The sequence below is a fragment of the Paenarthrobacter nicotinovorans genome, from assembly GCF_021919345.1.
GTDB lineage: Bacteria > Actinomycetota > Actinomycetes > Actinomycetales > Micrococcaceae > Arthrobacter > Arthrobacter nicotinovorans.
In genome coordinates this window covers 2,055,712-2,075,897 of sequence record NZ_CP089293.1, presented here as the reverse complement: position 1 = coordinate 2,075,897, position 20,186 = coordinate 2,055,712, and the positions used below count along the sequence as shown (strand labels likewise).

Sequence of the window (20,186 nt, the reverse complement as noted above, 5' to 3'; positions counted from 1 at the left end):
ATGAGCGCCGTCCTCGATGACATGGACTCCCGTCCAGGGAGCACAACCTCATTGCTGCGCACCGTCATCGGCCTGTACTTGCGCGACGCGGGCGGATGGATGTCCACCAAGGACATTGTGTTGCTCATGGACGCCTTGGGAACGTCCGGAACAGTCACGCGGACGGCACTGGGCCGCTTGCGGAAGAAGGACGTGCTAGTGCAGGAGAACCGGGAGGGCATTCCAGGCTTCACCCTGACAGAAGGTGCGGCCACCATGCTTGCCCGCGGCGACCGCCGGATCTACAACCCGCGGAGCATGTCGCCCACTGATCCCTGGTGCCTGATTTCGTTTTCGATCCCTGAGACCGAACGTGAGAAACGGCACCAGCTGCGGCGCAGATTGCACTGGATCGGCTGCGGGACAGTGGCCGCCGGCCTGTGGATCTGCCCGGATTCCCTCCGGGTGGAAGTGGAGGAAATATTGTCGAACCTGGGGCTGCGCAACGTAACCACAATCTTCGTGGCCGGCACACCCATGGTGGGTGGCAGCCTTCGGGAAGCGGCGTCCAAATGGTGGGACTTGGAAGCAGTTGCTGAACTCCATAGGGACTTCATCCGCGAACACGCAGCTGCGGTCATTGATGCCGCACCGGAGGTCGAACCCGGCGCCTCCGCCTTCGCTGCCTACGTCCGGTGCATCGACCGGTGGCGGATCATTCCCTACCTCGACCCCGGGTTGCCGCAGACATTCCTGCCCGCCGACTGGCCCGGGGCCGAAGGTGCCGAACTGTTCAAACGGATCCTCGCAGCTTATGCGGAACCCAGCTCGGAGTTCGTCCGGCGTTCCCTCCAGGACACCGTGACGGTCACGGCTTCCTGACAGCAGTTCCCCGCCAGTAGGGCTCCCCCAGCTCTCCTAGGGGAGTCCTGGCCGTTTCCCGGGAGAAGAAGGCGGAAACTCCGGCGATGGCCATGCACAGTACCGCGAATCCCGCTACGGGAAGCCAGCCGTCGCGGCCCTTGCCCAGGAGCAGTCCTGCGATGAGGGGAGCAAAACCAGCCACCACCAAACCCAACTGGTTCCCCAAAGCCATGCCCGAATATCGGACCGGGGCCGCGAACAGTTCGGCAAAGTAGGCAGGCCAGATCCCGTTGAAGCAGGAGTAGAGCAACGTCATGTTGATGAACGCTGCGGCGAAGACCAGGAAGATGTTGCCCGTGGACAAAGCCGCGAAGTAGGCGAAGATCGTCACCGAGCAGCCGATGGCCGCAGTCAGCAGCAGCGGCCTGCGTCCCAACCTGTCGGAGAGTTTCGCAGTCAGGGGCATCACGAACATGGACAGGCCGATGGCTACCGCATTCACCGTGAGGATGGGTGCCTTGTCGAACCCTGCTGCACCGGTGGCGTAGGACAAACCGAAGACCGTGAAGATCGTCTGCATCACTGACATGATGGACATGCCGATCACCCTCGCCACATCCGCAGATTGGAAACGCAGGACTTCCCGTAACGGCAAAGGAGCCACAGCCTTGCGGTCCTTTGCTTCTTCAAAGATCGGAGTCTCATCCAGGTGCGTACGCACCCAGTAGGCGATGCCCAGCACCACAATGGACAACCAGAAAGGGATGCGCCAACCCCAACTCATCAGCGCCTCAGTGGGCAGAGCGGACACAGGAATAAAGACAATCGTCGCGAGCACCATGCCGGAGGCATAGCCGGTCATGACGAAGCTGGTAAAGAAGCCACGTCGCCCTTCCGGTGAATGCTCCAGGGTCAAGGTGGACGCGCCTGCCGATTCTGCCCCTGCGGAGAAACCCTGTGCCAGGCGGCCAATGACCAGGAGAACCGGAGCCCAGACGCCGATCTGGCTGTAACCCGGCAGGAACCCGATGCCAAGGGACGACAGTCCCATCACGGCCAGGGTGATGAGCAGGATCTTTTTCCGGCCCAGCTTGTCACCGAAATGTCCCATGACCAGGCCGCCGACCGGCCGTGCCACGTAGGCCACGCCAAACGTGGCGAAAGCCCCGATCAGGCCAACTGCGGGATCATCGGAAGGGAAGAACAGCGGGCCGAAGACCAGTGCAGCGGCTGAGCCGTAGATGAAAAAGTCGTAGTACTCGAGGGTGCTTCCCAGAAACGAGGCCAAAGCGGCTTTTCCAGGGGTTTTGCGCAGCGTCGTTGGCTGCTTGGCAGTTGTTTGCATGGCTGTTCTCCTTTGAACGGCGTCCAGGCGTTGATTCAGAGGTGGAAATCGACGGCGATGATGAGTTCGCTGTTGGGAAACGAGTACTTCTTGAGGGGCTCGTGCAGCGGGTGGGTGTTGTAGACCTCGATGTCTTCCGCCGCGGCGAAGTCGGCAACGATCGCGTAGTCGAAGGAGCGTTCCTGCTGCAAGATGTCAGCGCCGTGGGTCAGTTTCAGGAGGCCGGGAATGTTGCCGTCCATGGCATCCAGTCCCGCCATCCACGCGGCTTTGTCGGCTGTGGGAAAATCCGACTTGAACTTGAACAGCACTGCATGACGGATCATGCTTCCACCCCTGTCATGACGCTTTCACCCGCGTATTCGGCCGGCTGGCCCGCAATGGTCCGGCCCGCCAGGTACCCCATGGTCATGATGGGACCCAGGGTGGCACCGGCACCCGGGTACCCAGCGGCGTAGGCATTTTCGGTGGTGTTACCGGCAGCGAAAAGGCCCGGAATGGGTTGTCCGTCGACGTCCAGGACGCGTGCCCGTCCGTCCGTGGCTATGCCTCCATTGCTCCCAAAGGCACCATTGACCACTTCCATCGCGTAAAACGGGCCGGTCACCAGCGGGCCGAGCGATGGGTTGGGCCAAGGGCAGTCGTCGTCGCCCCAGTACTTGTCGTAGGCGCTTTCACCCCGGCCGAAGTCCGGGTCCTCGCCTTTGACGGCGAATTCGTTGAAGCGGCTGACCGTAGCCCTCAGTTCCCCGGCAGGAACACCGATCTTTGCGGCCAGTCCCTCCAGCGTGGGTGCTTCCACGAGGTATTCGGGCGTGGGCTGGCCGGCCCGGTGTGCAAGGACGCCGTAGCGCTCCAAGTAGGCGTGGTCGAAGACCACATGTGCCGGTGTATTCAAGGTCTGGTTGTTGGGCGAATCCCAGGACTGAAGGCAGCGCGCAAGGTCGTTGTAGTTCTGTGACTCGTTGGCGAAGCGGCGTCCGTGCCGGTTGACCATGAGCGAGCCGGGCCCTTGCCGTTCGAACCTCAGCAGTGTGCCCACGGGTGCCCCGTCCCGGGTGTCTCCCGTTATTGACATGGGGGCCCACCAGGCTTCGCGGGTTCCGCGGGTCTGTGCCCCGATGCGTTGTGCCATCCTGAGGCCGTCGCCTGTGTTGGAGGGCGGTGAGCACATAATGTACAGGCGCGAGGCCAGCAACGAATCGGCCAGGGCCTTGTCCCATTCGAATCCGCCGGTAGCCAGTACGACACCATCGTTGGCAAGGAACGTTTCTCCCGATTCGAGTTCGACGCCCGCGACCCGGCCGCCGTCGAGCAGCAATCGTTGACCACGGGCGCCAACCACCAGCGCAGCGCCGTCCCGGACCAGGCTTGCGAGCAGCATGCCAATCAAGGCGTGCCCCTTGGCCACGAGCCCTTGGTCCTGGCGCCGGTTGAGTTGAGCCCACGGAAATTTGGTGAAGGCGCCCCAGTTCTCATACTCCTGCATAGTGAACGGTGCCCTGCCATCGGAGCGGACGTGGCGGGCGAGGTCGCCGAGTGCCTCCCGGATATTGAATAGTTCAGGTTCAACAGTGCGCCCGCCTTCAACGGAACCGGGTAGGTCCTGGCGGTAGTCCGGAAAGTTATCCAGGAAGATGAAGCGCAGCCCGCATTCTTCCTCGGCAAAACGGAGCATGGTGTCTCCAAAATCAAGGGCAGCGTCCAGGAGCTCTTCGCGGCTGCGTCCACGCGCCACGGCCCGGATGTACCGGGCGGCCGCTTCCTTGGAGTCGTCCAGGCCCGCTTGGCGGGCATGGTGGTTGTCAGCCACCCAGAGCATGCCGCCCGAGACGGCAGTGGTTCCGCCGAGAAGTTCGGTCTTTTCGAGCACGACGACGGACTTGCCCGCCCGTGCGGCGGTGGCCGCTGCTGTCAGTGCCCCTGCGCCAGAGCCGACGACGACGACGTCGTAGGTACCGGCCTGTGTGCCGTTGAGAAATTTCACGAAGAATGCCTTTCAGAGGGGAATTGTGGTTCAGTTGCGGATGCTTGGGCTCAGACAGCGGTGTAGCCGCCGTCGATCACCAGCTCGGATCCCGTGGTGAAGCGGGACTCATCGCAGGCAAGGTAAAGAACGCCGTAGGCGATTTCGTCCGGTTCCCCCTGCCTGGGGAGGGGGCTGTTGCCGACCAATTGCCGGTAGTAGGCCTCTGCCCCGATCGCGGACTGTTCCGCTGAACGGCGGCTCATCCTGGTGTTCATGGAACCGGGGTGTATCGAGTTCACGCGGACACCGTGAATTCCGTAGGTAGCGGCGTCGGACTTGCTGAGGAGCCGGACGGCACCCTTCGTTGCGTGGTAGAGGGGCACGTTGCTTCCACCTGTTAGTCCATGAATGGACGAAAAGTTGATGATGCTCCCGGACTGCTTTTCGATCATCCCCGGAACGACGTATTTGGTCATGAGCCAAACCCCCTTGACGTTGACGTCAAAGATGGCATTGAAGTCATCCATGGAGGCGGTGTGGCTTGCTCCGGCGGCACCGATGATTCCGGCTGCGTTGACCAGGATGTCCGGGGTGCCGAGTTCTTTGCTGAGTCTCCCGATCGCTGATGCGACGCTGGACTCATCGGTGACATCGACGTCGTATTCGGTGATGCCCGGGCGGCCGCCTCCGGACGGTGCCCCGGCGCGGTCCAACGACGCCACCAAGGCTCCATGGTCCGCCAACAGCCGGGCAGTCGCGCTCCCCAGGTCGCCCCTGCCGCCGGTAACCACGGCCACTTTCCCGGCCACGCGCCGGGCCGCATCGGCCGGCTTTCCGCGTTTTTCTGAATCCATGATCAAACTCCTCCTGCCGCGGCATTGCGGCGCTCAAACATCACTGCGGCGCAGGGCAGCACGGAAGAGAGCCTCAAGGGGCTGATCGTGAACTTGGGCGAAATGCCGTGAGGGTCTGAGTCCTCTTGGATGGCTCCGGACGGTGGTCCTGTCCGCAGTGCCCTGCTGTGTCCTCCACTTTGCCAGCGGCCCTGTGAGTAGAGCCACAGCGTTACCGATGAACGGGAATCAGATGCTTCCGTTGCTTTGGCGAAGAGCGCCCTTGAGTTCGCCGCGCCAACCGAGGGCACGCGAAATACCCCTTGCTGCCGTCATTAAAACGGGCACACGGACGGCGGCGTTTTCTTCATTCCTGGGCACCACCACACTCAAGGCCGCCACGACGGCGTTGGTGCGGTCGAAGACAGGCACGGCGATCCCACTCGACTCCGGCACGATGATCCCGGGCATGGACGCGAATCCCCGCTGGCGGATCGCTGCCAGGTGGCGGCGCAGTTCGGCTGGATCGGTCAGCGTGGCGTCAGTGAACTTTTCAAGCGTCCGGGAGAGGAAGAGGTCCTGATAGGCGGCTGAGGAATACGCCAGCAGGACAAGCCCGGAGGATGTGCCGTGCACGGGCAGACGTCCGGCCACCTTGGTGATGTCCACCATCGAATCCCTGAAACCAATCCGCTCGATGTAAAGGACTTCATCGGACTCCAAAATTCCCAGCGTTGTTGAATGCCGGACCACAGACTGCACGTCTTCCATGAAGGGCAGCGCGGCCTCACGCAGGCCAACCATCCGGGAGCTTCTGGACACAAGCTCCCACAACCTCGTGCCAATGCGGACCTCGGCATTGGCTTCCCGTTCAAGAAGGCCCTCGGCAAGCATCTCGTCCACCAAGCGGTAGGTGGTGGTTACGGGCAGCCCCGAGCGGCGGGCCAGCGTGGCGACACTCATGGTCCGATGGGAGTCGTCGAACGCGCCGACAAGCCGGACAACCCGACGGATGACGGACTCGCCGGAAGTCGAGTTGGCCACGCTATTCCCCTGATTTCACGCGCGAGACAAACCTGAACCGGTCACCGCGGAAGGTACTGTGAGTCCACTCAACGGGCGCCCCTATCCCGTCGCGCGCCAGCCTGTTGACCACCAGAAGAGGGGCCCCCATTTCAATCCCCAATATCCGGGCGTCACCCGGGCCGGCCAACGCAGTTTCCACCGTATCCTCGACCTCGGCAATGCTTATCCCGTAAGTGTCCCGGAGAGCGGCATACAGCGAACCCGCCTTGGCAAGGCTGGCCTTGAACCGTGGAAGCCTTCCCGGAAGCCATGCGACCTCATGGGCCAGTGGTGCACCATCGATCAGCCTGATGCGTTCCAGTCTGGTTACCAAGCCACCCTCCGCGAGCCCGAGGTGCGCAGCGACCTCCTGGCTGGCCTTGGTGACATTCAGGGCCACCAGCGTCGAACCAGGTTTCAGTCCCTGCATCCGGGCGTCGTCGGAAAATGAGGTCAACTGCCGCACATGGGTCACCTTGGGGGGTGCGACAAAAGTGCCATGCCCCTGGATCCTCCCCAGCTTCCCCTCGGCAACAAGCTCACTGATGGCCAGGCGCACCGTAGTGCGGGACGTTGCATACGTCTGCGCAAGAGCCCTCTCGGTGGGAATGAGGGTACCGGGCTTCAACCCCGTGATGCGGGCAAGGATTTCGGTCTTGACCATGTAGTACTTGGGTGTTGCCGGAGCTGTATCAGCGGACATACGGACAAACTACCTGTAGACAAGGGGATTGGTCTATGCCAATCTAGGCGGAGTGCCAAACTTGGCGTGAGACGAAGGGATGTCACTTGGAGGAAATGCAGCAGTCCGGGAGCAACAGCGCCACAAACGCTGCCCCGGTTGTCCTCGGGCTCCACATCGGCGGTTCGAAAACCCACGCGGTTCTCGCCGACGACACCCGCTTCTCCGGGGCGGACAATGATGCCCGCCTGGAGATCACCGAAGCACGTGCAAACCTGTCTTCCGTGGGGCACCAGGGCGCGGACGCAGTGCTGCGGCGGATTGCGGCACGTGTGGGCGGTAGTGTCGCAGCAGTCTGTGCGGGAGCGGCCGGCGCCGACACCCCTGCGAGCCGGGCCGTTCTGTCGGCCCTCCTCTCGGAACATTTTCCCGGTGCCAAAATCGAGGTGGTCCATGACACACGCATCATCCTCGCCGCGGCCGGTCTCGAAGCAGGCGTGGTCCTGGTGGCCGGAACCGGCTCTGTGGCCTGGGGCAGGAACCGTGAGGGGCGGGAAGCCCGCAGTGGAGGATACGGCTATCTCCTCGGCGACGAGGGTGGTGGATACTCGGTAGTCCGGGACGCCGTTCGCGAGGCCTTACGGGAGTACTACGCCGGACTTGAACCCGGCCCGCTGGTCCAATCGCTGATGGCAGCCACGGCCAGTGTGGACGCCCTGCAGCTCATGGACTTCTTCTATGCAAAGCCGGAACCCGACCATTGGGCTGGACTGGCCCCGCTCGTCCTTGAGATGGCGCAGGACGTCGACCCTGCGGCGCTGCGGATCCAGGCCGAGGCCGCCCACTCCCTGGCGTCCTTGGCCAGGCAAGTACTGGGCGAACTCGGATTGGATCTTCCCTTGGTGATGGCCGGCGCTTTGCTGGTCAACCAGGACCAACTCGCTGCGGCTGTAGCGCGCAAAGTGTCCTTGGAGGATCCGTCGCTGGTCCGGATACTCCCCCAAGCCCCCGTTTTCGGCGCAGTCAAACTTGCGCGGCAACTGATCCAGCAGTAACGAACCACGAGTGATCCCGACGGCCAACGGGAGTAATCTGGACTCATGCCTTTGATGTGCGGTGGCCGGTAGCAATGACCCGGGCCAGGCGGCGGTGGCTGCCGGCGCTCCTGATAAGCCTTGCCATGGGCATGGCCGTGCTGTTTGGTGCAGTCCAAGCGGGCGCAAGCGGCTCCCCGCCACCCAAAACCGCAGACGAGATCCTGGCCATGATCGCGCGCACCCAGGTCCGGGAGCTGTCCGGCACACTGGAACAAACCGCCGAACTGGGACTTCCCGAAGTTCCAGCGTCCGGCCCCGGGGTTGCGCCCGGAACCGCCTCCGCTTTGGAGTTCCTGACAGGCTCGCACACTGCGAGGGTCTACATTGATGGTCCTTCCAAAGCACGCGTACAGATCCTGGACCGGATGGCCGAGCGCGATCTTGTACTGAACGGCGAGGACGCGTGGTTCTATGACTCCTCGGACAACAGTGCTACGCATGTGAGCATCCCCCGTCCGTCGGCGGGAGCACCCACCGAGTCCCGGGTACCAGAATCACCGCGCCCCACCATCCCCACTCCCGAGGCTTTAGCGTCGCGCTTCCTGACAGCCATTGACGCCAGCACTGAAGTAAGCGTCGGGAATTCGTCCTCGGTGGCCGGGCGCAGCGCCTACAAACTCCTCCTGAAACCCCGCACGGCGGGCACCTTGGTGGACGATGTGGCGATTGATGTGGATGCCGAAACCGGCCTCCCCCTCGGTATCGAACTGAGGGCCAAAGGGCAGGCCGGGCCCGTCTATTCACTGGAGTACACGCAGCTGGACCTGACTGCCCCGGACGCCTCGCTGTTTGAATTCGTAACGCCGCAGGGCGCATCGGTCAGCGAAAAGACGATCCCCGCAGCACCCGTTCCTTCCATGCCACTGCCTGAGCCCTCCGGCCCAACGACCCAGCCACATCCGACCCAGCCACATCATGGTGCAACGGTTACAGGCGCCGGCTGGGACGCCGTTATCTCCCTTCCGGCGGGAACCGCTCCAGCCGGACTCACCGCCAGCCCGGAACTCACGCAAGCGCTCCAAGCTGTTCCGGGCGGCCGCGCACTGACGACATCGGTGATCAGCGTGCTGATTCTCGACGACGGCCGCGTCTATGCGGGCATGGTGCCGTTGGAGCGGCTTCAGGCAGTCGCCCAACAGTTAAACGTCCCTGCCCCGTGACCGACCCAGCGACCAGCCCGCTGACCGGCCCTGCCGTCCTGGCAAGCCATCCAGGCACCGGCGACAATCTTGCCATCGAAACACGTGGACTGGTGAAGCGCTTCGGCCGCCGCGCCGCCGTCGACGGCATTGATCTGGCCGTTCCCCAGGGGGCGGTCTACGGCTTCCTGGGGCCTAACGGCTCGGGAAAGACCACCACCATCAGGTTGCTGCTTGGCCTCGCCACGGCGAACAGCGGCGACATCAGCGTTTTGGGCAAGGAGATGCCACAATCCTTGACCTCCGTGTTGCCGCACGTGGGCGCCTTGGTTGAGGGCCCCGGTTTCTATCCGTTCCTCACCGGCGAGGCAAACCTGATGCGCCTGGACTCGGCCGACCGCCACGCACCCTCATCGACCAGGCGGCAGCGTGCCCACGAGGCCCTGGATCGTGTGGGGCTCGGCCATGCTGCCGGAAAGAAGGTCCGCGCCTACTCATTAGGCATGAAACAGCGCCTCGGCCTGGCCAACGCGATGCTGCGCCCCCGTGAACTGCTTGTCCTCGATGAACCGACCAACGGACTTGACCCCCAAGGGACGCGCGAAGTGCGCGCCCTGGTTCGTTCCCTTGCCGCAGGTGGCACGACGGTCTTTGTCTCGAGCCACCTGTTGGCCGAGGTCGAGCAGATGTGCACGCACGCAGGGATTATGAGCGCGGGAAAACTGGTGGCCCAAGGGCCACTGGATGAGCTGCGCTCCTCCGGGGAGTCGCACGTCCTGATCCACACGCCCGACGTCGGCGTGGCCGTAGGCGTCCTGTCCCGCCTTGGTGTGGTTCCAAGTGATGCGACAGGCAGGGGCGACGACACGCTCATAGGCACCGGACTCAACGGCATGGCCCCGGAGACGATTGTGGCCGCGCTGGTTGCAGGAGGCGTGCGCGTCCGCGGATTCACCGTTGGGCACGCAAGCCTGGAAGAACGGTTCGTGTCCCTTACTGGAGAGGGGTTTGACGTTGCCGGCTGAAACCGCTGCGGATATTCCATCTGCCACCGGGCGGTCCGGGGCAGGGTGGGCACTCCTTGCCTCTGAACTGTCGGTACTCTTCCGCAGGCTCCGCACGTGGGCCATGCTGGTCGCGTTGGCCGCCGTGCCCATCCTGATTGCAGTCGCGGTGAGGTTGTCGTCGAGGCCCGCAACTCCTGGCCGCGGCCCGCTGTTCCTGGACAGGATCACCCAGAACGGGCTCTTCGTGGCGGTCACGGCGCTGGTGGTATGCGTGCCATTGTTCCTTCCCCTCACCATAGGTGTGGTGGCAGGAGACACGATCGCAGGGGAAGCGAACCTCGGAACCTTGCGGTACCTGCTGTTGGCACCTGCGGGACGCATTCGCCTGCTGTTGGTCAAGTACGTGGGAACGGTCGCCTTCTGTTGTGCCGCGACGGCAACGGTGGCAGCGTCAGGCACCCTGGCCGGCGTCGTCCTCTTTCCCGTAGGGCCGGTCACCCTGCTGTCCGGCGACACCGTCAGCGTGGGCGATTCCGCACTACGGTCGCTGCTGATCGCTGCCTACATCACGGTGTCCCTGATGGGGTTGGGGGCGATCGGCCTTTTGATCTCGACCTTCACCGATGCGCCTGTTGGTGCCATGGCAGCCACGATTGTCCTGTCCGTCGTGTCGCAGGTCCTCGACAACCTGCCACAGCTGGAGTGGCTGCATCCGTGGCTTTTCAGCCACCACTGGCTGGACTTCGCTGATCTGCTCAGGCAGCCCATCGACTGGACATCGTTTGGTGCGAACGCGCTGCTGCAGTCCGGCTACATAGTGGTGTGCGGCGCCTTGGCGTATGCGAAATTCTCCAACAAGGACGTGTTGTCGTAGCTTTGTCGTAGGCTCTTTGCATGGCCAGATTCTTTGATGTGCACCCGGAAGACCCTCAACCACGCGCCATCGGCCAAGTGGTCAATATGCTGCGGGACGGCGGCTTGATCGCCTACCCTACCGACTCCTGCTATGCCTTGGGCGCCCAGATCGGAAACAGGGAAGCGCTGGACCGGATACGCACCATCCGGCATCTGGATGGCAAACACCACTTCACTCTGGTCTGCAAGGACTTCGCCCAGATGGGCCAGTTCGTCATGCTGGACAACGACATCTTCAGGAGCATCAAGGCTGTCACCCCCGGCAGCTACACGTTCATCCTTCCGGCCACCCGGGAGGTTCCGAAGCGGCTTCTGCACCCCAAGAAGAAAACAGTCGGCGTCCGCATCCCGGACCACAAGGTGGTGCAGGCACTTCTCGCCGAATTGGGAGAGCCTCTGCTGTCCAGCACGCTCCTGCTGCCGGATGAGGAAGAACCGTTGACCCAGGGCTGGGAAATCAAGGAGCGTCTGGACAACCAGGTGGACGGCGTGATCGATGCCGGAGACACAGGTTCGGAACCAACCACGGTGATCGACTTTTCGAGTGGGGTGGCCGAGGTGGTACGGCGCGGTACGGGCGATCCTTCCCGCTTCGAATAACGGTCAAGGCCGACGGCGGTGGCGTACTATTCCGGCTTTCGCGCCCGGCTTGGCTGTACCCGCATGGGTTCACCGGGCATTTTGGGAAACTCCGGCGGGAAAGGCATCTCGCCCTGGCCGTTCTCGACGTCGCGTTCCCACCATGTGAGCAGGACGTCTATGTCACCTGGATGATCGTGCATGGCCGCCCAAGGATCCCCCACCTTTTTCAACCGGTCGGGAACGGTGGTGATGGTGTACTTACCGGGGTCCGCATTCTCCAGTTCCTCCCAGGTCAAAGGGCAGGACACCTGCGCTGTCGGTACAGCCCGCGGGCTGTAGGCGCCAGCGATGGTCCGGTCCCGGTTGGCCTGGTTGAAATCCACGAAGATCCGCTTTCCGCGTTCCTCCTTCCACCACGCCGTGGTGACCTTGTCGGGCATGCGGCGCTCAAGTTCGCGTCCGGCAGCGATCACGGCGTGGCGGACCTCGAGGAACTCGTGCTTGGGATGGATGGGGGCGTAAACATGCAGACCACGGTTACCCGATGTCTTGATGAACGCCGTCAGCCCGGCCTCCTCCAGGACAGAGCGAAGCTCAATCGCAGCCGGGATGGCGTCGTCGAAATCCGTCCCGGGCTGGGGATCCAAATCGATCCGTAGCTGGTCCGGGTTATCGGGATCGTTGGCACGGGAAGCCCAAGGGTGGAATACCACTGTGTTCATCTGGGCTGCCCACACCGCTGCCGCAGGTTCGTCGATGACCAGTTGGGGGTGTGACCGCGCGCTCGGGTAGGTAACAGTGACGGCGCGAACGTACTCAGGGGCGCCCTTGGGAGGGTTCTTGGAGAAAAACATCTCTCCATCGATGTTTCCTGAGTACCGTTGAAGGCTCACAGGCCTGTTGCCGTTGGCGGCGACAAACGGCTCGCCGACATCGATCAGGTAGTTGGCGAGATCGAGCTTTGTCAGCCCCGCGTCCGGCCACATGACCCGGCCCGGACTGGAAATCCTGACCTCACGTGGGCCGTTGGTACCGGGCACGGTTACAGTGGTTGCTTCACTCGCCATGGGCACAAGCTACCCCGTAAAGGTGCGCCGCGTCAGCACCTTGTGCCTGATGCCCGAGGGCGTGTTTCGTGATGGGCTCTTCTCCTGCCGCTCCGGTAGGTAATGATGTTCATATGCCCACCGTCGAGACATCCCTGACCGTCGCCGTCGCTGATACCCGTGTTTCCGCCCTCCATGTCCAGCCTGAGGACAGTTTTGCCACCTTGGTGGTGGCCCATGGCGCCGGGGCCGGGATGGAACACCCCTTCCTGCAGGGCTTCGCCTCGGCCATGGCGCAGGAGGGTGTGGCTACACTCCGTTTCAACTTTCCCTACCGCGAAGCCGGGCGTCGCTTCCCGGACCGTCCGCCACTTGCCATCGCAACGTGGCAGGCCGTGATGGAGGCAGCGGCAGAGTTGTCGGACGGCAAACCGTTATGGGCCGCAGGCAAATCGTTCGGCGGGCGCATGGCGTCCATGGCGGTGGCCGAAGGCATGCCCGCGCAGGGACTCGTCTACCTTGGGTACCCGCTGCATGCCCCCGGGAAACCAGAGAAGCTCCGGGATGAACACCTCTACGGAATAACCGTGCCGATGCTGTTCCTGCAGGGCACCCGGGACACCTTCGCCACTCCTGAAATCCTGGAAGGCGTGGTGTCCAGGATCGGCCCGACGGCGAGGCTCCAGTGGTGCGAGGGCGGTGACCATTCATTTGCGGTCAAGGGCCTGAAACGGACCGCCGCTGAAACAGGTGCTTCGCTGGCACCCGAGGTAGCTGCGTTCTTGAAAACGGGTGCCTGAACCTACTTGGGCAGTGGCTCGTGGCGAAGGTAGGATCTCCGGAAATGTCCTGTGCCGGCCGTGAGGGCGCGGAGTTCGATGGCGTAACGCAGCAGTTCCTGGTCCGGCACTTCCGCAAGGATCTCGGTACCCTCGTTGTCGGTGGCATTGGTGCCGTTCACCCGCCCTCGTCGCCCGGAGAGGTCGCTCATGACAGCTCCGACGTATTCGTCGGGCACGCTGATCACCACGGAGGAGACAGGTTCAAGGAGTTGGATTTTCGCGGCGGCGGCAGCCTCCCGCAGCGCCAAGGCGCCTGCTGCCTGGAACGCGGCATCGGAGGAATCCACGCTGTGGGTCTTGCCACCCACCAGCGTTACCTTGATGTCCACCACCGGGAATCCTGCAGACACCCCCTTGAGCATTTGGGCCCGGACCCCCTTTTCCACGGACGTGACAAACGTTCCCGGAATGACCCCGCCAACGATCTTGTCCGTGAACGCAAACCCCTCGCCGCGTGCCAGCGGTTCCACCTCGATGTCGCAGATGGCGAACTGGCCATGGCCGCCTGATTGCTTGACGTGGCGGCCGTGTCCGGTTGCCTTGCTGGCGAATGTCTCCCGAAGGGGAGTAATGATGTCCACGGTCTGCAGCTTCACGCCTTGGTTTCGCAAGCGGTCCATGATCACCTCGGCGTGCGCTTCACCCATGCACCACAAGATGAGCTGATGGGTGTCCGGGTTGCGCTCAAGCCTGAGTGTTGGATCGGCGGCCGCTACCTTTCCAATGCTCTTCGCCAACGCGTCTTCGTCGCTTCGTGATGCGCCCTCCACGGCGATCGGCATCAAGGGTTCGGGCATGTTCCAAGTCTCGATCAGGAGCGGGGCTTCGCGGTCCGAGACGGTATCGCCTGTTTCGGCACTTGCCAGTTTACTGATGGCACAGATGTCACCCGCGATGCACTCCGGGACGGCTTTGAGGCCGGATCCCAACGGGGAGTACAGGTGTGTGATGCGCTCATCCGCGTCGTGGTCCTCATGTCCCCTGTCCGCCAGTCCCCTGCCGCCGATGTGAATGGACGAATCCTCGCGCAGCGTTCCCGAGAAGACCCGAACCAGGCACACCCGGCCGAGGAAAGGGTCCACGGTGGTCCGCACGACTTCGGCGGCGAGACGGCCCGAGGGATCGCAGTGCAACGTCTTCAGTGATGAACCGTTGAGCGTCATGGCTGCAGGTGGCGTCCGTTCAAGGGGCGATGGCATAGCGTCGGTGAGCAGGGCCATCAGTTCCGGCAACCCAAGGCCCGTTTCGGCCGAGGTGGGCATCACGGGAAAGAAACTGCCGCGTGACACGGCGGTTTCAAGGTCGTTGATGAGGTCGGGCAACGGCAGTTCTTCACCGCCCAGGTACCTGTCCATGAGGGTTTCGTCTTCGCTTTCGGCAATGATTCCTTCCAGCAGGGCATCCCTTACTGCTTCCACATCGACCGTGGGGGTCAACTCTTCCGCGGCGCCGTGAAGGACACCGATGAGGCCGGCGTTACCCACTGCCGGAACGTACAGCGGGAGGACAGATTCTCCGAAGGCTTCCCGGCAGCGCTCGACGGCGGCGCTGAAGTCTGCGCGGGGATGGTCCAGTTTGCTGATCACTACTGCGCGGGGCAACCGGATCTTTTCGCATTCGCTCCACAGCGCGACGGTGGCGCCGTCGATTCCCTCCACGGCGGACACAACAAAAAGGGCCGCGTCGGCGGCCCGCAAACCAGCCCGCAACTCGCCTGTGAAGTCGGTGTAGCCGGGGGTGTCGATCAGATTGACCTTGATGTCGCCAATGAGGATCGGTGCGACGGACAGGGTTACCGACCGTTGTTGATGGATGGCTGAAGGATCAGCATCGCTGACAGTCGTGCCTTCGCTGATGGAGCCCATCCTGGTAATGGCTCCCGTTGCCGCGAGCAGCGCTTCGACCAGCATCGATTTGCCGGAGCCCGAATGCCCGACCAGCGCCACGTTGCGAATCCTGGCGGGGTCTCGGTGTGCAGAAACCACGCCGTTCCCACTGCGCCTGGTTTCATTCGCGGTGGGGCTTGTAGCTTTTCCCGCATCGCGCGTGCCCTTTGCAGACATGGCATCTCCTGAGGTTCTCCCGCCACGGAGCCCGAACGCTCATGGTTCGCATCCAGAGCTCCGAATCTTTAAGAGGATTGGACACCCTGAGGCGACCACAGGGCAAGTGCCTGCAGCCACTGAACCAAAGCCCGCGGCGTCGCACGTCCCCCGCTGTCCCTGATGCCGGGCTAAACGGTGAGCATCCCCCACAGCAACCACGCTGACGCCGCCACGCAGCCGGCAATGACGACCGTGAACCCGGAGAGCCACACAAACCCAGGCACGCCAGTGGTCCGGCCCAGAATGAAAGCGTCTGACGAAGCGAGGCGTTCACGGCGTCTTGTGTGGACGCCGGCCAGCTTGAGGAGGTCACGCACCCCTCCTACGGTCAGGGCTACGCCCAGGGCCAACACTACGTAGTTGACGACGTCGGGAGTGGCGAAAAGGAGCAAAACCTGGGCAATCCCTGCGCTGGCCAGAGCCACCAGTATCCCCGTGAGGTTGCGCAGGAAGACCAGGGAAACCAACAGGATCAAGGCCCCGACCGACATGGCAGCGCCGGACCGCCCGGCACTGACCGCCGCAATCAGGCACAGTCCCACGACGGCCGGGGCAGGATAACCCCAGAAACCGGACCACGCCGCACCGAAGGCGCTCCGGCCACTGCTGACCAGGCGGCCGGAGTGATCGAGCCCGATCCGGAGTCCATGGACGAATCTTCCCGTCATGAGGGCTGCGTAGGCATGGCCCAGTTCGTGGACGAAGGTGACGTACAGGCCGAACCATCGCCACGTCGCGCGCGGGATGCTGAGGACCACAGCACAGGCGAGGATGCCAACGAGGACAGGCATGGGTACGGCAGTGGTGTGGGTCTGGGTGAAACCACGGACCACCGCCTCCCACCACGTTTGCAGAAAGTTCACTGAACCGCGGTCCGCAGCCGGGAATGCAAGCCCGCGATGAGGATTTCCAAACCGAATTCGAAAGCCGCTTCGCCCCGCTCATCGGCAGGTCCCGCGTTGGCCAAGGCGCCGCTGAGGGCCGGGAAGCCCTGCTGCGGAGGTGCCCAGACAACGTCCGGGGCTGCCAGATCCAAGGCAAAACCCAGTGCGAAGCTGTCGATGGTGGAGATCGCGGACAACACGTCGCGGCCGCGGAAACCGGCGGCTTCCAGGGCCAGTGCCAGGTCCTCGTAGAGCCCAAGGACCTGGTGGTCCTGCACCGTCTGCAGTACCAGCAGCGGAGCGAGCCTGGGGTGCCGGGCAAAGGCATCCCGGTAGCTGCGGACAATCGCGCGAAGGGCGGCCTCCCAATCCTGCCGGGCGTCGAGTTCGTAAGTGCTTTCGGAGATGATGCGGCCCCGCATGAGTTCAAGGATCTCTTCGCGTCCACTGACGTGGTTGTAGATGGAGGACTGGCTGACGCCGATCCGTTTGGCCAGTTTGGGCAGGCTGAAGTCCCCGGCCTCGTCCACCAACTCCAGGGCGGCGGTGACGAGTGCGTCGATGGATATCAGCGGGACCAGCGGGCGTGCCATACGGGGTACTCCATTCAAGGTTGTTGTTACGACTCTAGCCAGAAGTTGCCCGATGGGTATTGTGCTGCGGATCACAAGACCTTACGATAAACGAAAGGCTTTCGCTTAAGTCTCCCTCCCCCAGTTTTCCCCTTCACCCCATAGGATCCCCATGTCTGATCTGGAAACCCGACCGCCAGCAGCCGATGCTGGAAACGGGCTCAAACGGAACGCCATCGGCACCGGCGGCATCGCCTTCCTGGTGATCTCCGCAGCGGCCCCACTTACCGTCATGGCCGGCGTGGCCCCCGTAGCCATTGGAATCGGGGGCATCGGCGCCCCCATGGGCTACGTCGTCGCCGGCGCGGTGCTGTTGGTATTCGCCGTCGCTTTCATGGCAATGACCAAGCACGTCAAAGCCGCCGGCGGCTTCTACACCTACATCACATTGGCCATGGGCAAGACGGTGGGACTTGCCTCGGCAATCCTCGCGATCGTGTCCTACAACTGTCTGCAAATCGGGGTCTACGGGCTGTTCGCGGTCCAGACCCAAGCCATGCTTCGAACGCTTTTCGGCCTGGAAGTCCCTTGGCCGCTGGTAGCCCTGGCCGCGATAGCGGCTGTTTGGTTCCTCGGCTACCGCGGAATTGACGTCGGCGCCAAGGTGCTGGGCGTCTTGCTCATCGCTGAGACCGCGATCCTCGCCATCATGGGTGTTGGCATCCTGGCCCGCGGAGGTGCCGAAGGTATCAGTTTCGCTTCCTTCTCCCCCGAAAACGCCTTCACTCCCGGAGTCCTGGCCATTCTCGCTATCTGCTTCGCGGCGTTCATGGGCTTCGAATCAACGGTCCTGTACCGGCGTGAAGCACGTAATCCGGACAAGTCCGTCCCAAAGGCGACCTACATCGCCGTGGGATTCATGTCCGTGTTCTACGCCTTCATTGTGTGGACGGTCATCCAGGCATTCGGCAACGGGAACGTGGTGGCTGCTGCCGGTGAACTCGCCGACGGGATGTTCTTCGCCACCATTAACCAGTACGTGGGCCCCTGGGCGGAGGTCGTCATGTATGTGCTGATCGTGACCAGCGTTTATGCCTCCCAGCTGGCCTTCCACAACGCCATCAACCGCTATGTCTACATGCTGGCCAAGGACGGGATCCTTCCCGCCTTCCTGGGCAGGACACACCCGAAATACAAGTCACCGCACCGTGCGGGACAGATCCAGACGGTGCTGGCCGCCGTCGTCATCCTGATCTGTGCCGTGGCCAATGCCGACCCCTACAAGCACCTGCTCATTTGGGTCAACACTCCAGGCATCGTGGGGATCGTGGCGTTGCAGGGGCTTGTTTCGGTGGCCGCGTTCATCTACCTGCGCCGGAACCCCGCCGCAGTGACCAACCGAGTGCTCATTCCAGTGAGCATTGCATCGGCCTTCCTGCTCTTCGGGGTCGTGGCGCTGATCGCCGTCAACATCGAACTGCTGACCTTTGCCGATGCCGTCACCAACGCCATTCTCCTGTCTGTCACACCCATCGTTTTCCTCGCAGGCCTGCTGATCGCCCGCCGCCTGCGCACTGCCCGCCCCGACGTCTTCGCCCGGATTGGAAGCTTTGAAACCCATGACTCCTGACCTCATCGTCCTCGCCGATACCATCCACACCCTGGACAAGCACCCACAGCGTGGGCCCGTCCAAGCGGTCGCGGTCAGCGACGGCACCGTGACCGCCGTCGGAAGCCGCGCTGACGCCCACGACTGGCGACAGGCGGGCACAAACGTGGTGGACTTCGGCAGCGCAACACTCACACCGGGCCTGGTTGACTGCCACATCCATCCGGTATTCGGCCTGGACCTCACCGTCGGTGTGGACCTATCCGGTGCGTCGACGCTTGATGAAGTCCGGACGCTCCTCCGCGACCAGGCAGCACACGACGACGAGTGGTTGCGTGGCTGGGGCCTGAATCCGAACGCGTTCGGCACGGCTCCCTTGCACCGCAGCATGCTGGACGATGTCAGCGGCGGCAAACCGGCACTGATCCGGTTGTTCGACGGGCACTCGGCCGTGGCCAACAGCCGCGCCCTGGAGGTGGGCGGCGTCCGTGGCAGGTACGCCTTCGAGCAAGCCTCGGAAGTGGTCTGCGACGCCGAAGGAGTTCCTACCGGCCTCTTGCTAGAAGCCGCCGCTATGGAGCTCGTGCAGCGCCACATCCCCCAGGAGTCCTTTGCCCGGCGCAAGACGAGGCTGGCCGCATTGCTCCGGGATTTTGCGAGGTCGGGACTCACCGGCGGCCACATCATGGACCACAGTGCAGAATCCGCAGCGCTCTTCCACGCACTCGAGGCCGACGGTGAGCTGCCGCTCCGGCTGCGCTCTGCGCCGTGGTGCATGCCGGGCACCGGAGAGGACGACTGGAAGGAACTCGCCCGTACCTTGGGCAAGGGTGGGCGCCGCTGGTCCGTTGAAGCCATCAAGCTGTTCGTAGATGGAACGGTGGACAACGGAACGGCCTGGCTCTACGAACCCGATCTGTACGGCGAATCCACGGCGCCCTTCTGGCCGCGGCCAGAAGAATACTCAGCCGCCGTCCGCTACTTCGCGACCCGCGGAATCCCGACGGCGACCCACGCGATCGGTGACGCCGGAGTGCAACACGTGCTGGAGGCGATGGAGTCCCTCCGCGATGTTGTGCCGCCGGATGTCCTCCGCCGGACCGTCCACAGGATCGAGCACCTCGAAACCGTTCCGGACGAACTCGTGGCGCGCTTCAAGGATGCGGGGGTGGTGGCGAGCATGCAACCGACCCATTGCACTCATTACTCCCTGGCCGACCATAGCGACAACTGGTCCACCAGGCTCGGTCCCGAGAGGGCCGACAGGGCGTGGCGCTGCCGGGATCTTCGTGAAGCCGGTGTCGCCCTGGGGATTGGCTCCGATTGGCCAATCGCTCCTTTCCCGCCGTTGCCCATCATGGCGGATGCACGCCTGCGGCGCCGTTCGGGCCACCCGGAGCAGGACCCCATCGCTCCCGCCCAGGCACTTACGGCGCTTCAAGCGCTTGAGGGCTACACCTCACACGCAGCAAAAGCCGCAGGGCTATGGGATGTTTCGGGGTCCATTTCCAAGGGCAAGCGGGCGGACTTCACTGTCCTTGAACTGGACCCTCTTAGCGCAGCGCCGGACGAGCTGGCCGCAAGCCGCGTCCTGGGAACGTTCGTGGACGGGGAAATCCAGTTCATGCTGGACCGTTCGGCCTAGCAGGCC

The 20,186-nt window shown here is 63.3% G+C and carries 19 protein-coding genes; 9 read left to right on the top strand and 10 right to left on the bottom strand.

Features of this window, described 5'->3' with window-relative positions; genetic code table 11:
• Positions 1–861 carry a PaaX family transcriptional regulator gene (locus tag JMY29_RS09690; protein ID WP_189075604.1) on the top strand — a complete coding sequence of 287 codons (861 nt, stop codon included), beginning with the start codon at positions 1–3 and terminating at the stop codon, positions 859–861.
• Here JMY29_RS09690 and JMY29_RS09685 read toward each other — a convergent pair.
• From JMY29_RS09685 to JMY29_RS09660, 6 genes are all read right to left on the bottom strand, one after another.
• Entirely contained in the window at positions 848–2,188 is a 1,341-nt protein-coding gene (locus tag JMY29_RS09685; protein ID WP_189075605.1) for an MFS transporter, read from the bottom strand. The genes JMY29_RS09690 and JMY29_RS09685 overlap by 14 nt on opposite strands.
• 35 nt (positions 2,189–2,223) lie before the next feature.
• Positions 2,224–2,514 (bottom strand): Dabb family protein, encoded by a 291-nt coding sequence (locus tag JMY29_RS09680; RefSeq protein WP_189075606.1) that lies wholly within the window; start codon positions 2,512–2,514, stop codon positions 2,224–2,226.
• A complete protein-coding gene (locus JMY29_RS09675) occupies positions 2,511–4,175 on the bottom strand; it encodes an FAD-dependent oxidoreductase (RefSeq protein ID WP_039241169.1) in 1,665 nt (554 codons plus the stop codon). Before JMY29_RS09675 ends, JMY29_RS09680 begins: the two co-directional genes overlap by 4 nt.
• Positions 4,176–4,225: 50 nt before the next feature.
• Complete coding sequence (locus JMY29_RS09670; protein WP_189075607.1) at positions 4,226–5,011, bottom strand: SDR family NAD(P)-dependent oxidoreductase; 786 nt, start codon at positions 5,009–5,011, stop codon at positions 4,226–4,228.
• A 228-nt stretch (positions 5,012–5,239) separates the two neighbouring features.
• Positions 5,240–6,034, bottom strand: coding sequence for an IclR family transcriptional regulator (locus JMY29_RS09665; protein ID WP_039241167.1), 795 nt, complete (start codon positions 6,032–6,034; stop codon positions 5,240–5,242).
• A gap of 1 nt (position 6,035) precedes the next feature.
• On the bottom strand, positions 6,036–6,758 hold the full coding sequence (locus JMY29_RS09660; protein ID WP_189075608.1) for a GntR family transcriptional regulator: 723 nt from the start codon (positions 6,756–6,758) through the stop codon (positions 6,036–6,038).
• A 95-nt stretch (positions 6,759–6,853) separates the two neighbouring features.
• Between JMY29_RS09660 and JMY29_RS09655 the strand changes: the two genes are divergently transcribed.
• The 5 genes from JMY29_RS09655 to JMY29_RS09635 all read left to right on the top strand — a co-directional run bounded on the left by JMY29_RS09655 (position 6,854) and on the right by JMY29_RS09635 (position 11,495).
• A complete protein-coding gene (locus tag JMY29_RS09655) occupies positions 6,854–7,792 on the top strand; it encodes an N-acetylglucosamine kinase (protein ID WP_189075763.1) in 939 nt (312 codons plus the stop codon).
• A 74-nt stretch (positions 7,793–7,866) separates the two neighbouring features.
• Entirely contained in the window at positions 7,867–8,994 is a 1,128-nt protein-coding gene (locus JMY29_RS09650) for a LolA family protein (protein WP_189075609.1), read from the top strand.
• Positions 8,995–9,014: 20 nt separating this feature from the next.
• Positions 9,015–9,998: an ABC transporter ATP-binding protein gene (locus tag JMY29_RS09645; RefSeq protein ID WP_374757505.1), complete on the top strand. Its 984-nt coding sequence runs from the start codon at positions 9,015–9,017 to the stop codon at positions 9,996–9,998.
• Positions 9,982–10,854, top strand: coding sequence for an ABC transporter permease (locus tag JMY29_RS09640; protein ID WP_189075610.1), 873 nt, complete (start codon positions 9,982–9,984; stop codon positions 10,852–10,854). The genes JMY29_RS09645 and JMY29_RS09640 overlap by 17 nt, the downstream gene beginning before the upstream one ends.
• A 20-nt stretch (positions 10,855–10,874) precedes the next feature.
• On the top strand, positions 10,875–11,495 hold the full coding sequence (locus JMY29_RS09635) for an L-threonylcarbamoyladenylate synthase (RefSeq protein WP_018777514.1): 621 nt from the start codon (positions 10,875–10,877) through the stop codon (positions 11,493–11,495).
• Positions 11,496–11,521: 26 nt separating this feature from the next.
• Here JMY29_RS09635 and ligD read toward each other — a convergent pair whose 3' ends face one another.
• Positions 11,522–12,544 carry a non-homologous end-joining DNA ligase gene (ligD, locus tag JMY29_RS09630; RefSeq protein WP_189075611.1) on the bottom strand — a complete coding sequence of 341 codons (1,023 nt, stop codon included), beginning with the start codon at positions 12,542–12,544 and terminating at the stop codon, positions 11,522–11,524.
• A gap of 113 nt (positions 12,545–12,657) precedes the next feature.
• On the opposite strand from ligD, the gene JMY29_RS09625 reads away from it, so the two are divergent.
• Positions 12,658–13,323 carry an alpha/beta hydrolase family protein gene (locus tag JMY29_RS09625; protein ID WP_189075612.1) on the top strand — a complete coding sequence of 222 codons (666 nt, stop codon included), beginning with the start codon at positions 12,658–12,660 and terminating at the stop codon, positions 13,321–13,323.
• Positions 13,324–13,325: 2 nt separating this feature from the next.
• Here the strand turns inward: JMY29_RS09625 and JMY29_RS09620 are convergent, their stop codons facing one another.
• The 3 genes from JMY29_RS09620 to JMY29_RS09610 form a co-directional block, all read right to left on the bottom strand.
• On the bottom strand, positions 13,326–15,428 hold the full coding sequence (locus tag JMY29_RS09620) for an elongation factor G-like protein EF-G2 (protein WP_189075613.1): 2,103 nt from the start codon (positions 15,426–15,428) through the stop codon (positions 13,326–13,328).
• A gap of 170 nt (positions 15,429–15,598) precedes the next feature.
• Positions 15,599–16,333 (bottom strand): M50 family metallopeptidase, encoded by a 735-nt coding sequence (locus JMY29_RS09615; RefSeq protein WP_189075614.1) that lies wholly within the window; start codon positions 16,331–16,333, stop codon positions 15,599–15,601.
• The gene (locus JMY29_RS09610; protein WP_018777509.1) at positions 16,330–16,947 is read right to left on the bottom strand and encodes a TetR/AcrR family transcriptional regulator C-terminal domain-containing protein; all 618 of its coding nucleotides are present in this window, start codon (positions 16,945–16,947) and stop codon (positions 16,330–16,332) included. The genes JMY29_RS09615 and JMY29_RS09610 overlap by 4 nt, the downstream gene beginning before the upstream one ends.
• Before the next feature lie 151 nt (positions 16,948–17,098).
• Between JMY29_RS09610 and JMY29_RS09605 the strand changes: the two genes are divergently transcribed.
• Together JMY29_RS09605 and JMY29_RS09600 are read left to right on the top strand one after the other, a co-directional pair.
• Positions 17,099–18,556 (top strand): APC family permease, encoded by a 1,458-nt coding sequence (locus JMY29_RS09605; RefSeq protein WP_189075615.1) that lies wholly within the window; start codon positions 17,099–17,101, stop codon positions 18,554–18,556.
• The gene (locus JMY29_RS09600; RefSeq protein ID WP_189075616.1) at positions 18,546–20,180 is read left to right on the top strand and encodes an amidohydrolase; all 1,635 of its coding nucleotides are present in this window, start codon (positions 18,546–18,548) and stop codon (positions 20,178–20,180) included. The genes JMY29_RS09605 and JMY29_RS09600 overlap by 11 nt, the downstream gene beginning before the upstream one ends.
• Positions 20,181–20,186 lie beyond the last annotated feature (6 nt).

What these genes read in the sequence shown, in the direction of transcription:
- JMY29_RS09690 (WP_189075604.1), top strand. Translation starts at nt 1, where the DNA reads ATGAGCGCCGTCCTCGATGACATGGACTCCCGTCCAGGGAGCACAACC.
- JMY29_RS09685 (WP_189075605.1), bottom strand. Translation starts at nt 2,188, where the DNA reads ATGCAAACAACTGCCAAGCAGCCAACGACGCTGCGCAAAACCCCTGGA.
- JMY29_RS09680 (WP_189075606.1), bottom strand. Translation starts at nt 2,514, where the DNA reads ATGATCCGTCATGCAGTGCTGTTCAAGTTCAAGTCGGATTTTCCCACA.
- JMY29_RS09670 (WP_189075607.1), bottom strand. Translation starts at nt 5,011, where the DNA reads ATGGATTCAGAAAAACGCGGAAAGCCGGCCGATGCGGCCCGGCGCGTG.
- JMY29_RS09660 (WP_189075608.1), bottom strand. Translation starts at nt 6,758, where the DNA reads ATGTCCGCTGATACAGCTCCGGCAACACCCAAGTACTACATGGTCAAG.
- JMY29_RS09655 (WP_189075763.1), top strand. Translation starts at nt 6,854, where the DNA reads ATGCAGCAGTCCGGGAGCAACAGCGCCACAAACGCTGCCCCGGTTGTC.
- JMY29_RS09650 (WP_189075609.1), top strand. Translation starts at nt 7,867, where the DNA reads ATGACCCGGGCCAGGCGGCGGTGGCTGCCGGCGCTCCTGATAAGCCTT.
- JMY29_RS09635 (WP_018777514.1), top strand. Translation starts at nt 10,875, where the DNA reads ATGGCCAGATTCTTTGATGTGCACCCGGAAGACCCTCAACCACGCGCC.
- ligD (WP_189075611.1), bottom strand. Translation starts at nt 12,544, where the DNA reads ATGGCGAGTGAAGCAACCACTGTAACCGTGCCCGGTACCAACGGCCCA.
- JMY29_RS09625 (WP_189075612.1), top strand. Translation starts at nt 12,658, where the DNA reads ATGCCCACCGTCGAGACATCCCTGACCGTCGCCGTCGCTGATACCCGT.
- JMY29_RS09620 (WP_189075613.1), bottom strand. Translation starts at nt 15,428, where the DNA reads ATGTCTGCAAAGGGCACGCGCGATGCGGGAAAAGCTACAAGCCCCACC.
- JMY29_RS09610 (WP_018777509.1), bottom strand. Translation starts at nt 16,947, where the DNA reads ATGGCACGCCCGCTGGTCCCGCTGATATCCATCGACGCACTCGTCACC.
- JMY29_RS09605 (WP_189075615.1), top strand. Translation starts at nt 17,099, where the DNA reads ATGTCTGATCTGGAAACCCGACCGCCAGCAGCCGATGCTGGAAACGGG.
- JMY29_RS09600 (WP_189075616.1), top strand. Translation starts at nt 18,546, where the DNA reads ATGACTCCTGACCTCATCGTCCTCGCCGATACCATCCACACCCTGGAC.